10 protein-coding genes are annotated in these 12,779 nt (G+C 59.1%); 5 read left to right on the top strand and 5 right to left on the bottom strand.

Annotation, left to right across the window (positions count from 1 at the left end; translation table 11 throughout):
* Window positions 1-7: 7 nt before the first annotated feature.
* The 5 genes from EOI86_RS19290 to EOI86_RS19270 all read right to left on the bottom strand — a co-directional run bounded on the left by EOI86_RS19290 (window position 8) and on the right by EOI86_RS19270 (window position 5,949).
* The gene (locus EOI86_RS19290; RefSeq protein WP_127767302.1) at window positions 8-1,912 is read right to left on the bottom strand and encodes a cyclic nucleotide-binding domain-containing protein; all 1,905 of its coding nucleotides are present in this window, start codon (window positions 1,910-1,912) and stop codon (window positions 8-10) included.
* A gap of 152 nt (window positions 1,913-2,064) precedes the next feature.
* Window positions 2,065-3,039 carry a protein-methionine-sulfoxide reductase catalytic subunit MsrP gene (gene msrP / locus EOI86_RS19285; RefSeq protein WP_127767301.1) on the bottom strand — a complete coding sequence of 325 codons (975 nt, stop codon included), beginning with the start codon at window positions 3,037-3,039 and terminating at the stop codon, window positions 2,065-2,067.
* A 210-nt stretch (window positions 3,040-3,249) separates the two neighbouring features.
* Entirely contained in the window at window positions 3,250-3,717 is a 468-nt protein-coding gene (locus EOI86_RS19280) for a Dps family protein (protein WP_127767300.1), read from the bottom strand.
* A gap of 209 nt (window positions 3,718-3,926) precedes the next feature.
* A complete protein-coding gene (locus tag EOI86_RS19275) occupies window positions 3,927-4,700 on the bottom strand; it encodes a 2-keto-4-pentenoate hydratase (RefSeq protein WP_127767299.1) in 774 nt (257 codons plus the stop codon).
* A gap of 46 nt (window positions 4,701-4,746) precedes the next feature.
* Window positions 4,747-5,949 (bottom strand): pyridoxal phosphate-dependent aminotransferase, encoded by a 1,203-nt coding sequence (locus EOI86_RS19270; protein WP_127767298.1) that lies wholly within the window; start codon window positions 5,947-5,949, stop codon window positions 4,747-4,749.
* A gap of 338 nt (window positions 5,950-6,287) precedes the next feature.
* Here EOI86_RS19270 and EOI86_RS19265 point away from each other — a divergent pair, with 338 nt between their 5' ends.
* From EOI86_RS19265 to EOI86_RS19245, 5 genes are all read left to right on the top strand, one after another.
* Window positions 6,288-8,417, top strand: coding sequence for a marine proteobacterial sortase target protein (locus EOI86_RS19265; RefSeq protein ID WP_161973904.1), 2,130 nt, complete (start codon window positions 6,288-6,290; stop codon window positions 8,415-8,417).
* Window positions 8,414-9,043 (top strand): sortase domain-containing protein, encoded by a 630-nt coding sequence (locus tag EOI86_RS19260; RefSeq protein ID WP_161973903.1) that lies wholly within the window; start codon window positions 8,414-8,416, stop codon window positions 9,041-9,043. Before EOI86_RS19265 ends, EOI86_RS19260 begins: the two co-directional genes overlap by 4 nt.
* Window positions 9,044-9,194: 151 nt before the next feature.
* Window positions 9,195-11,339 carry an excinuclease ABC subunit UvrB gene (gene uvrB, locus EOI86_RS19255; RefSeq protein ID WP_240035734.1) on the top strand — a complete coding sequence of 715 codons (2,145 nt, stop codon included), beginning with the start codon at window positions 9,195-9,197 and terminating at the stop codon, window positions 11,337-11,339.
* A gap of 48 nt (window positions 11,340-11,387) precedes the next feature.
* Window positions 11,388-12,206, top strand: a complete 819-nt coding sequence (locus EOI86_RS19250) for an SDR family oxidoreductase (protein WP_127767294.1) — start codon at window positions 11,388-11,390, stop codon at window positions 12,204-12,206.
* Window positions 12,207-12,284: 78 nt separating this feature from the next.
* On the top strand, window positions 12,285-12,701 hold the full coding sequence (locus tag EOI86_RS19245; protein WP_205032264.1) for a dihydroneopterin aldolase: 417 nt from the start codon (window positions 12,285-12,287) through the stop codon (window positions 12,699-12,701).
* The last annotated feature ends 78 nt before the right edge of the window (window positions 12,702-12,779 follow it).

Raw genomic sequence — 12,779 nt, 5'->3', positions numbered from 1 at the left:
CGTGCGTTCACTCCCCCATTCTACGCATTTCTTTCAGAACGGCATTCAACAGGATGGCCATCATGCGGTCATTGTCGGCAATGCCTTTCAGACGTTTGGCGAAAGCGGACTTCGGCACGGCAACCAGCTCCGTGTCCTTCGCGGCAATTGCGGTGGCCTTTCTGGTCGGTACGCCGGCCAGACACAATTCGCCCAAAACCTCCGACGGGCCGAGTGTCCTCTCGTGTTGTTCGCCGGCGGGGCCCGGTTGGACGATTTTCACCAAGCCGGTCCGGATAATATAGGCCTCGTTCGCATCATCATTCGGCGTGTAGATGATATCGCCGGTGGAAAAGGCGCGGAGGTTGGATTTCGGTTTTTGTTCGGCGGGCGCCGCTGCTTCTTGAACCTCGGTGACGGCCTCTTCCGTATCCTTCGACTGTTTTGCAGTTGTATCCTGTGCGACCGCGGCTGGAGCACCGGCGCTTTGCTTCAAGGAGGAGATGCGCGATTCCAAACCTTGCAGGACTTCTGCCGGCAAGGTCGATGCGCCGATTTTCCGCAGGACCAGACCGCGAACCTGTTCCGCTTCGTCTTCGTCGGTTGCGCTGGGTACGAAGTCGTCCAGGGTGCGCATGCTGCCGAGTACCTTGGCCAGCTTCCGCAGGACCGTGACCGCATTGCCTTGATTGATAATGGAACTGGCCGACAGGTCGAGTAGATAGCCGATCTTTGCCGAGGGTTCCTCGATCATATCAGAAACGCGTTCGATCGCCGGCTCCAGCATCTGGTCGTCGGGGTTGGCGGCCAAGGCGCTGCGCGCCCGCTGCGTCAGGCACTTCGCGCTTTCGATCCCGCCATAGATGCCTGCATTGCCTAGCATGCCGTTCAGCAGACGCGTGAAGGTTTGCCGGTCGGCCGGTTGACCTTCCCTTGTAAGCTGGGTGGTCGAATCCAATCCCTTCGCCACCCATCGGTTCAACGCTTGTTTGGAAAGCTGGAACCGGTGCTTGGCTAATGCGTCGCTAAGCTCGATCAGGGCGGCTGAAGCGCTCTTGTCCGGCTGCCATTTCCCCGATGCGATCGATGCCGCCGTGAAAAGCGCTTCGCCCAAATCGGTTCGCCGACCCAGCAGGACCCGCAGCGTATCCGTACTGCCCAGCATTTCGGCAATGACGTTGTCGATCAGTTCCAGTGCGGTCGCCGACGTCGCCGGGTTGTCGCCGGACAGGAAAGCCAGCACCGATTTCACTTTCAGCGCGGGGTCGCCTTCGTCCCGCAGCCGGTCGCCGATCAGGGCAAGCATGGTGCCGCGGCGCTTCGGTTCCTCCAAGGCGTCGATGGCTTCCAGGGCGGCATCAAGGCCTTTCGCTTCGCGAATCTCGACGAAAGGTTCTAGCCCCTCAGCAACCGCTTCGGACAGTTTGAGCACCGCCTTGTACAGGTTGCCCAGCTCGGCGATCCGCGCCTGCTGGTCCTCGCCGCGGGATTTTGCTTGGACGACACCGACGAAAGCGAATGCCTGGTTCAGCAATGGTTTGTCGCCGGCCAGCATCATCAGATTGCCGGGATCGGTGACAAGCTCACACGCCGTGATCAGCTTGCGCTCGAAATACTTGCTCATCACTTTGGAGATCGTGATGCGTGCATCCAGCCGGAAAACATCGCCCGCTTCTTCGCAATAGGCTGCCTCGTCGACCGATTGCGCCGCAATCGGCTTCTCTTTTTGTTCCGGAACGATCTGCTCGAAGATCGTCTTCTCTTTGATTGTATCGTTGGGACGCCGGCGGATATGAACGACGCGAACCGCCTTGGATTCCTTGGAGTCGATTAAGCCGTTCGCGCGCACCAATGCGCTGGTGCGGCTCTGGAAGCTCTGCACCCCCCGCCAATCTTTCCCATGGCGGGTCTGCACATCGTAACTGTAAGACAAAGGCGGAATCTCCCTGTCGCGCCTAATTTATTAGGATTCTAGCAAGATGCGCGGGGAGAGGGAAAGAACTTAGATGACGGTTCAATCGCTTTGTGCCGCGCGGGCCGGACGCCCGCGCGGTTGGATGGTTGCCTGACCCGGCAGGGCCGGGATCACAAATAGAGTTGCTCGCCTTCCATCCCTTTGTAGAGATCGGCTACGTAGTCGCCATACCCGTTGAACAGTAAGGTCGGCACGCGTTCGTTCGAACCCAGGACGGTTTCGTAGGCTTGGCTCCATCGCGGGTGCGAGACTTCCGGGTTAACATTCGCCCAGAACCCGTATTCGGACCCCTGGATTTCCTCCCAGAAGCCGACAGGCCGTTGATCTGTGAAGGTGAAGCGGACAAGCGATTTGATGGATTTGAACCCGTACTTCCAGGGCGTCACCAGGCGCAGCGGCGCGCCGTTCTGCTTCGCGATGGGTTCGCCGTAAAGACCGGTGGCGATAAAGGTCAATTCGTTCGTCGCCTCCGCCATGGTCAGCCCTTCCACATAGGGCCAGGGGTACCAGCTCGACCGCAAGCCGGGCATGGTTTCTTCCTGCACCACCGTTTCCATGCGGACGAACTTCGCGCCGGACAACGGTTTGGCATAGTCCACAAGCGCGGCTAGGGGGAAGCCGCTCCAAGGGACGGTCATCGACCAGGCTTCCACGCAACGGTGCCGATAGAGGCGTTCCTCCAAGGGCATGGCACGGATCAGGGTGTCGACATCGACGATCTGTTCTTTTTCGACCATACCGTCCAGCAACACGGTCCAGGGACGAGTCTCAAGCTTCTGGGCAAGTTGCGAAATGCCCTTATGGGTCCCGAACTCGTAATAGTTATTATAGGTCAGTGCGTGTTTTTTGTCCGTCAGCGCCCGGTCAATCTTGTAGCTGTCATTGGTTTTGACAGGGTAAAGGTCCGCTGTCGGGTCCGCAGACGCCGCCGCAGCCTTCGCGCGGGACGAGAACAGCGCCCCGCCTGCAAATAGGATAGACCCGGCCGCCAGACCTTTGGCCAATTGACGGCGGTTCAGGAAGGCCGCTTCCGGTGTCGCCGCCTGCTCCGGCAGTTCCCATCCGCGTTTCCTTTTGATCAGCATGTCACTTTCCTCTCAATGCAATGCCAATGCAGCCTTATTCGTCGGCGCACAGGCTTATCATTATAAAACTTAGAGGGGCATTCCGCTCCGGCCCAGTCACAGAGGCGTGAGACCCATCAATTCCTTTCGTGTTTGGGGGGATGCTAAAAAATCACCCCGCCGGTTACAATTGACCGGCGGGGTGCATAGCAAGCAAGGATATAGTGCGGCTTAGGCCAGCATACTGCGGAGCATCCAGGCGTTTTTCTCATGCAATTGAATGCGTTGGGTCAGAAGGTCGGCCGTCGGTTCGTCGCCGGCTTTCTCGGCGGCCGGGAAGACAGACCGGGCGGTGCGCGCAATCGCTTCCTGACCTTCGACCAGTTGGCGGATCATCTCTTCGGCTTTCGGTGTGCCGGTTTCTTCAGAAATGACCGTCAGTTCGGCAAATTGGGCATAGCTGCCCGGCGCCGGTTCGCCGAGGGCGCGAATCCGTTCGGCGATTTCATCGACCGCCATTGCGAGCTCCGTATACTGGCCTTCGAACATCGTGTGCAGCGTATTGAACATCGGCCCCGTAACATTCCAGTGGAAGTTATGCGTCTTCAGATACACCGTGTAGCTGTCGGCGAGCAGACGTGACAAACCGTCAGCGATTTCCTTGCGGTCGGCCTGATTGATTCCGATGTTGATTTCCATCTTTGACCTCCTTTGGTTTCGTCAAATTGCGGCTTTCCGGGATCATCGTTTCCGACCGGATCTGTAATTTAGAAATATTCTAAACAGTGAGGTAGATATGGTAAAAGTATTGGAAAAATCAAGGAAACTTTCTGCAGAAAACAAAGAAAAGACGGGGCCCGAAAAGGCCCCGTCCTGATCAACGTCCGTATGATTGAAATGGTTGCCCGCTATTCCAGAAAAGTGACGGAGACCGAGCCGAAAGTACCGAAATCCGCGACAACTGTGTCGCCCCGGCGGACTTGGAAGACCTCAGTCGTCAGGCCCGTGCTGACCCATTGGCCGGCCTTCAGGCCGATGCCACGTTTGCTCATATGGTTCGCCAGCCAAGCCAGAACGTTCAATGGGCTTCCCATAACATTGCCGCCGCCGCCGGCCGCTTTGTTCATGCCGTTCACGGTCACGGAAATCGCATGGCTCGCCAATTCGATTGGATCGAAGGTCTCGGTCCCCTTGCCGTAGATGAAGGCATGGTTCGCACCGCCATCGGCAATGACCCGGTTCACATGGTCGCCGAAACTGCCGGCTAGCCGTTTGTTCACAACTTCGATCGCGGGATGGATGCTGCCGACCGCCGCCGCGACTTCGCTCGCGCCATAGGCTGCGCTGCGGGGCGGGAGGTCCGCCTTCAGCATTAAGGCGAATTCCGCTTCGGGAATGCGCAAGGCATCTGCGGCGGTTTTCAGTTCCGCCGTACCTTCGAATGTCCGTTCCTTGAAGACCGGGCCAATAAAGGGTTCGTTTGCGCCTAAGGCTGACTGGGCGGCGGGATTTGTGGCGCCGACCTTCCAGCCGATGACCTCAAACCCCAATTCCTGGGTGACTGCATCCTGAAGCGCATAGGCCTCTTCGGTGTTTTGCGGGTCGGGTCGTGGTGGGTCGTCCAGACGGACGTCGTTCAGCCGCGCTTCGGCCAGGGTTTTCGCGCTTGCGCTCCAGTTCATGTGCACTGTCTCACTCAATTTTGGGGTATCTTTGAAAAGGCCGGTTTTACGTCAGGGACGCACAGGCACGCTGAATCCGGATGCATGCCTCTTCCAGCAAATCCGTCGCCGTGGCGTAAGATATGCGGAAATGCGGCGACAGACCGAAGGCCTCGCCGTGTACCGCCGCTACGCCCTCGGTTTCCAACAGATAGGTGACGAAGTCTTCATCCGTCTCAATCACCTTGCCGTCGGGTGTCTTCTTGCCGATCAAGCCGGCGATCGACGGATAGACGTAGAAAGCGCCTTGCGGCGTCAAACAACTGATCCCGTCGGCCTGGTTCAGCATGGAAACCACAAGATCCCGTCGCTCGACAAAGACCTTGTTGTGCTTTTCGATAAATCCGTGATCGCCGTTCAGCGCGGTGACGCTGGCCCATTGGCTGATGGTCGAGGTCGATGTGGTCGACTGCGATTGCAGCTTGTTCATCGCCTTGATCAGGTCCTTGTCGCCCGCCGCGTAACCCACGCGCCAACCGGTCATGCAATAGGCTTTCGACAACCCGTTCAGCGTCAAGGTTCGCGGATACAGTTTCGGTTCGACCTGCGCAATGGTCGCGAACTCGAAACCGTCATAGACCAGGAACTCGTACATGTCGTCGGTCATGATCCAGACATGGTCATGTTCCAGCAACACGTCGGCAAGGGCGCGCAGGTCGTCCTTGGAATAGCCGGACCCGGTCGGGTTGGACGGGCTGTTCAGGACCAGCCATTTCGTCTTCGGCGTAATCGCGGCGCGCAATTGGTCCGGTGTCAGTTTGAAATTGCTGTCCTGCGTGCAGTTGATGACAACGGGTTTGCCTTCGCAAAGCAGGGTGAGGTCAGGATAGGTGACCCAGTAGGGCGCGGGAATGATGACTTCGTCCCCGGGATTCACCGTCGCCATGAAGGCGTTGTAGATTGTCTGCTTGCCGCCGCAGCCGACTTGAATCTGGTCAGGCGTGTAGGTCAGGCCGTTGTCCCGTTTCAGCTTGTCGCAGATGGCCTTGCGCAGCTCGATGATCCCGGCGGGCGGGGCATACTTCGTCTTGCCGTCGCGGATAGCCTGATAGGCGCCTTCCTTGATGTGCTTGGGCGTGTCGAAATCCGGTTCGCCCGCGCCCAGACCAATCACGTCGCGGCCCTCGGCCTTCAACTCATTTGCCTTGGTGTTCACGGCCACGGTCGGTGACGGTTTTATTAAATCCAGACGGTCGGCGAGAAAGGACATCGCGGAGTTCCCCCAAATATCTTAGGCGCCACCCCCGGCGCCTCGATTGTCTTGCGCAGAACGGTAGCCCCCTGGGCGGTTTCGATCAAACTAATCCTAGCCCCTTACAGCTGTTCCGAAACGGCCAAAATAGGCCTCCCGCGCCGCCAAATTGCCCCGACTTGGCCATATTCCGGCCCTGATATCGCCGCATCGCCGTTGTTTCTTTGCCCTACCAGCAAGCGGACTGACCCGCCGGAACAAGGGAGACGACAATGAGTATCGGGAAAATTTCGGTTTGGGGTGCCATCCAATGCCGCATTAGGCGGCCGCGTTACGGCGCTTCGCGACAACCGCACATGTCTATGGGCTTGGCCTTGTTCGGTATTCTGACGACGGTCGGATTCTGCGACATCGGCGCCGCATTTGCCCAAGGCCAGGGCCAGGATCGCAGTCCTGGCGTCCTGGAACTACAGGAAGAGACGGGCTTCGGCCTGATGCTGATGGATCAGTCGGAAGCGGCGCAGGCGTGGCAAGCGCGCCTTCTGGCCAGTTATGCCGCTGTTGAGATTTCCGGCGCCGTTGCCCGGGCCCGTATACGGCAGGTTTTCGTGAACGAGGCGCCCGCTGAGGTCGACGCGCGTTACTTGTTTCCCCTGCCGGATGATGCGGCGGTCGACAAACTGAATATCCGATTTGGGGACCGCTGGATCGAAGGGCTGCTGAAAGAGAAAGCCGAAGCCCGTCAAACTTTCGAACGGGCGCGCGCCGCCGGGAAGCGTGCGGGGCTTGTCGAGTCGCTGCGCCCGAACATTTTTTCGACCGACCTGGCGAACATCGCCGGCGGAGAATTGGTGTCGGTTGATCTTGAATATCAGATGACTGTGAAGCCCAAGGACGGGGTCTTCGAACTGCGTCTGCCCCAGGTCATCACACCGCGTTTCATGCCGCAGCAACATTTGGTTTCCGCCGACATCAAGGAGTGGGACACGCTGATGGCTGAACTTGCCGATAACGGCGCTGTTCTTGAAACGAACAATCCCAACGCGCCGTATGGTTTTCCGGCGGCCTTCGTGGTTCGCCTGAAAGCCGGGGGCGAGATCGCGACCATCGAAAGTCCAAGCCATGACCTGACCGTCCGTCGCGACGACGAAGACGCCGCAGACATCGCATTACGGGACCGCTATGTGCCGGCGGACAAGGACTTTGTCTTACGTTGGCGGCTGCGGGAAACCGCCGAACCCGCTGCGATGCTGTTTCATGAAGAGAAAAGCGGTGAGCATTACTACATGGCTGTACTTGCACCGCCGAAATCCGCAACAACCAAGGCACCGGCACGCGATGTTCGTTTCATCGTTGATACGTCAGGCTCCATGCACGGCGTCGCGCTTGATCAAGCGAAAGCCGCGCTGGCGAGCGCGTTGGATGGCCTTCGTTTGGAGGACCGGTTTGAGATCATCCAATTCAACTCGGACATGCACAGCCTGTTCGGGGAGGCTGTGCCGGTATCCGACAAGACACTGCGCTTGGCGCGGGGTTATGTCGCGAATCTGGTTTCCGACGGGGGCACCAACATGGCGCCGGCCCTGCGTGCGGCCCTGCCTGGGCCGGGCGGTCAGCATGGTGAAACACTTCGGCAGGTCGTCTTCCTGACCGATGGGGCGGTGTCGAACGAAACCGCGCTGTTCGGGATGACCGCGGCGAATATCGGCGATGCAAGGCTTTTTACCATCGGGTTGGGCCCAGCGCCGAATAGCTGGTTCATGCGTAAGGCGGCCGAAGCCGGCCGCGGGGTGTTCCTGAATATCGACCGGGTCGAGGAAGCCGGGGAGAAAATCGACGCGCTGTACCGCAAGCTGCAATCCGTCCAATTGACCGACCTGGATGTCGGCGTCCAAGCCGCGTCGCTTTCCGGTGGGCCGAAGACCGAAATCTATCCCCGGAACTTGCCCGACCTTTATGCCGGTGAGCCGCTTTACTTCGTTCTGCGGTCCGACGTCGAGGCAGAGGAATTGACTCTGGGTGGGATGCTGAACGGGGAAACCTGGGCAACGTCCATTGATGCCGACGGCGCGCGTGAGGCACCGGGTTTGGCGCGGCTTTGGGCGCGTGAAAAACTTGAGGATCTGGATGACCTACGCCGGATGGGTGCCGATGCGGATCGGATCCGAACAGAGTCGATCGAGATCGCCTTGGCCCATGGCATTGCCGGTAAGTACACAAGCTTTGTCGCGGTCGAGAAGGAATTGCCGCGGGAGCCCGCTGAACCTATCGGCGATGGAGAGGGCAACGGCACCGGTGCAGACCAGCAGGAACAGTTGCGTAAGGCCTCGGCCAAATCAGCGATGCGAACGCTGGCCTCGGTTCAACTGAGCGGCCCTGTGACGGCGGCCGGATGGTTGCGCGATCTGCTGGTCGCGCTTGCGGCCGGTCTCGCGGCGGCATTCTGCCTCTGGGCGGCGTTGCGGCGGCAGGGAAGCCCGGCATGAAACGCCGCTGGACCTTCTTGGGTCGATTGCAGGTGTCACGGTTCCGCGGATTTTTCATGGTCTGCGGGGCTGTTGCCCTGGGCCTGGCTGTCTGGCTGGGTGGCGGTGCAGCCCTACAAGTGGGCAAGGCTTGGTTGGCCCCGGTCCTGATCAAGCGTGCCTGGGCCAGTGCCGTCGAAGCGGGCGGCATGCCGCCGCCGCCCTGGCCCTGGGCGGATACGCGTCCGGTACTGCGCCTGTCGGTGCCGCGGCTTCATGTGGACCGGTATATCTTGGACGGTGCCAATGGGCGGGCGCTCGCTTTCGGCCCGGTGTTGTCCAATCCGGGCGGTGTCCATGTGATTTATGGACATCGCGACACACATTTCGCCTTTCTGGAATCGATACGCCTTGGCGATCGCCTCTTGGTGCAAACCGTTAACGGGCCGCCGGTACCATACCGGGTACATGAAATTGCAGTCCGGGATGAGGACGATATCGCCATTGTGTCCAATGGCGGGGACGCACCCCTGGTGCTGGTGACGTGCTATCCCTTCCATGCGCTCGACCCAACTGGACGGTTGCGTTACGTCCTGCTGGCAGCGCGGGAACATGGCGGGCCGGCAGGCTTGGCGCTGGCACGGTAAGTCGCGTTTGTAAGCGCGTGCTTTAGCCCTATATTCGAAGGCAAGGACGCGGCGGCCACGCCCGGCATTTCAACAGCGGCAGATCGAGACAATGGGCCTATCGGATTCAATGGCAAGCCATCCCCTGACGACGGGGGTGCTCCCTTCTTCCATGAGCCGGGCGGAACGCCCGCTGACGGAGGGTGGCATTGCGTTCAAAATCGAGTCCGATTTCGAACCGGCGGGTGACCAGCCCCAGGCGATCAACGAACTCGTCGACGGTTTGGGGGCGGGCGAACGGGACCAGGTCCTGCTGGGCGTGACCGGTTCAGGCAAGACCTTCACGGTTGCCCATACGATCCAGCGTCTGCAGCGACCGGCCTTGGTGCTGGCGCCGAACAAGACACTTGCCGCGCAATTGTATGGGGAGATGAAAAGCTTCTTCCCCCACAATGCCGTCGAATATTTCGTTTCCTACTATGATTATTATCAACCGGAAGCCTACGTGCCGCGGTCGGATACCTATATCGAAAAGGAATCATCTCGGAACGAACAGATCGACCGAATGCGTCACGCGGCGACCCGGTCCCTGTTGGAACGCGATGATGTGATCATCGTTGCGTCCGTGTCGTGCATTTACGGTATTGGCTCCGTCGAAAGCTATAGCCAGATGGTCGCCGAGGTGAAGGCAGGGCAGCGGCTGGATGTGCGCGACCTGCAACGGCGTCTCGTCGAATTGCAGTATCGTCGCAACGACAACAATTTCATCCGCGGTACTTTCCGCGTACGGGGCGATAGTTTCGAGGTCTTTCCCGTCCATCAGGAAGACAGGGCTTGGCGCATTTCCTTCTTCGGGGACGAGGTGGAGGCGATCCAGGAATTCGATCCGTTGACCGGTGAGAAGTCCGGCAATCTTGAAGGCGTGCGCATTTACGCCAACAGCCACTATGTGACGCCGCGCCCGACGCTGAATCAGGCCGCGAAGCATATCAAGGAAGAGCTGAAGGAACGGCTGGATGAAATGCACCGGAATGGCAGGCTGCTGGAAGCGCAGCGGCTTGAGCAGCGAACGACCTTCGATTTGGAAATGATGGATGCGACCGGGTCTTGTGCCGGGATTGAGAACTATTCCCGTTATCTCACAGGCCGCAAGCCTGGTGAGCCGCCCCCCACATTGTTCGAGTATCTTCCCGACAATGCGCTTTTGTTTGTCGATGAGAGCCACGTCACCGTGCCGCAGATTGGCGGCATGTTCCGGGGTGACTATGCGCGCAAATCGACCTTGGCGGAATTTGGGTTCCGCCTGCCGTCCTGCGTCGACAACCGGCCGCTGCGCTTCGAGGAATGGGACGCGATGCGGCCGCAGACGGTTTATGTCTCGGCAACGCCGGGACCGTGGGAGTTGGACCGTACCGCGGGCGTCTTCGTGGAACAGGTGGTGCGCCCGACCGGCCTGATCGACCCGGTCTGCGTCATCCGCCCGACGGAAACCCAGGTGGATGACCTTTTGGCGGAATGCCGGATCTGCACGGAAAAGAATCAGCGGGTGCTGGTGACGGTTCTGACGAAAAGGATGGCCGAGGATCTGACGGACTATATGTCGGAAGCGGGCCTGAAGGTGCGCTATCTGCATTCCGATATCGATACGCTGGAACGGATTGAAATTATCCGGGACCTGCGCCTGGGCGCTTTCGACATCCTGGTTGGCATCAACCTGCTGCGTGAGGGGCTCGATATCCCTGAATGCGGCCTGGTCGCTATTTTAGATGCGGACAAGGAAGGGTTCCTGAGGTCCCGTACCTCACTCGTCCAAACGATCGGCCGCGCGGCCCGGAATGTGGACGGCTGGGTGCTGCTCTATGCGGATAAGATGACTGACAGCCTGCAATACGCCATCGATGAAACCAATCGACGGCGCGAAAAACAGCAGGCCTACAACGTGGAACATGGAATCACGCCGGAAAGCATTCGCAAGGATATTTCGAAGATCCTCGACAGTGTTTACGAACGTGATCACATGACCGTTGAAGCCGGGGAAGGGGTCGACAACAACCTCGTCGGCCTTTCGCTGCAAGCCTATATCGAACAATTGGAAAACCAGATGAGGGCGGCCGCGGCGGATCTGGAATTCGAAACCGCTGCGCGCGTTCGCGATGAAATCAAACGCCTGGAAGCTTACGATCTGGAAATGCCGGCGCATGCCGCGCCCCTGAACAGCGAGATTGCCGCCAGCATCAAGAACGTTTCCCGCGATGTGCTGCCGAAAGGCAAAAAGGGCGCGAAGGGCGGCACGAAAAAGCGGCGCGGCAGACGCTAACCGTCGGCGGCCAGCGGATCGATCAGTGGATTTTGGGGAGGCCTTTAGATGCCTGTTGCAATCGTAACCGGCGCGGGGAAACGGATCGGCCGCGGTCTAGCCTTGGCGATGGCCGAAGACGGGTACGACATCGCCGTTCACTACCGCAGTTCAAAGTCCGAGGCGGAAGAAACGGTTCGCGATGTCGAAGCCATGGGCGGCAAGGCCATGCCGTTCCGCGCGGATCTGGGGGTCGCGGGCGATATCGAAGCCATGATGGCGAATATCCGAACCCGGCTGGGACCGGCGCAATGCTTGATCAACAGCGCGTCCCTTTTCGACTATGACCTTGCCGACAATTGGACGGTAGAGACCTTCGACCGACATATGGCGGTCAATCTGCGTGCGCCGCTGCATCTTGCCCAGCGCTTGATCGAAGATCTGCCGGACGGGGTTCAAGGCTGCGTCATCAACTTGCTGGACCAGAAACTGTTCAACCTGAATCCCGATTTCTATACCTACACGCTCAGCAAGCTGGGGCTGAAGGGGGCGACGGAAATGCTGGCCCAGGCGGTCGCGCCGAAGTGTCGCGTCAATGCCGTAGCGCCGGGTTTAACGCTGCAAAGTGGCGATCAATCGCAAGAACAGTTCGCTCAGGTGCATGCCATGACCCCCATGGGCCGTGGTACGAGGATTGATGACATTGCGGATGCTGTGCGCTATCTGGTGCGCGCGACGGCGGTGACGGGGGCTGTCCTGCCGGTTGATTGCGGCCAGCGCCTTAGCGCGATGGATCGCGATGTCATGTTCCTGGACACAGACAGTCCGGAGCGGGCTCGCCCCGCAGATGACGGCCCGGGTGAGGAAAACCCGGGGAATGATGACTAAAACGCCATTTATATAGTCGCGTACTATATATAAATGGTCCCGCTGCAGTTTTGCCGGGTTTTTTGTGGAGGATGGGCCGTGCCCGACGATATTGATTTCCTCTCGCGTTCTCTGAACGACCGTCTTCGGACGGAAGGGGAATGCCGCCGCCTGTTCCTGCGTGGTTTCGTGGTCGATGCGAATATCGGCATCTTCGACCACGAAATCGGGCGGACGCAGCGCGTCAATATCGACGTCGATCTTTATCTACGCCCTTTCAACGGGCCGATCGACGACCATATCGACAATGTCCTCGACTACGATTTCGTTCGTGCGGAGATCAAGGAGATTGTCGAGAAGGGCCATATCAACCTTCAGGAAACCTTGGCCGAGGCGATTGCAGACACCTGCCTAAATCGAGACCAAGTTATCGGGGTTAGGGTTGCGACGAGCAAACTGGACGTCTACCTCGACTGTACAGCGGTGGGGTATGAAATCGTTCGGGTGAAGAAGTAACCGCTCGCGGATAGAGCGTCGTTGTGTCGATGGAAGCGACGATCCAAGTACTCGCCGGACAAGTGCGGCAGTAGACGC

It is taken from the genome of Hwanghaeella grinnelliae, from assembly GCF_004005845.1.
GTDB lineage: Bacteria > Pseudomonadota > Alphaproteobacteria > UBA8366 > Aestuariispiraceae > Hwanghaeella > Hwanghaeella grinnelliae.
This window is presented reverse-complemented; position numbering and strand designations above follow the sequence as displayed.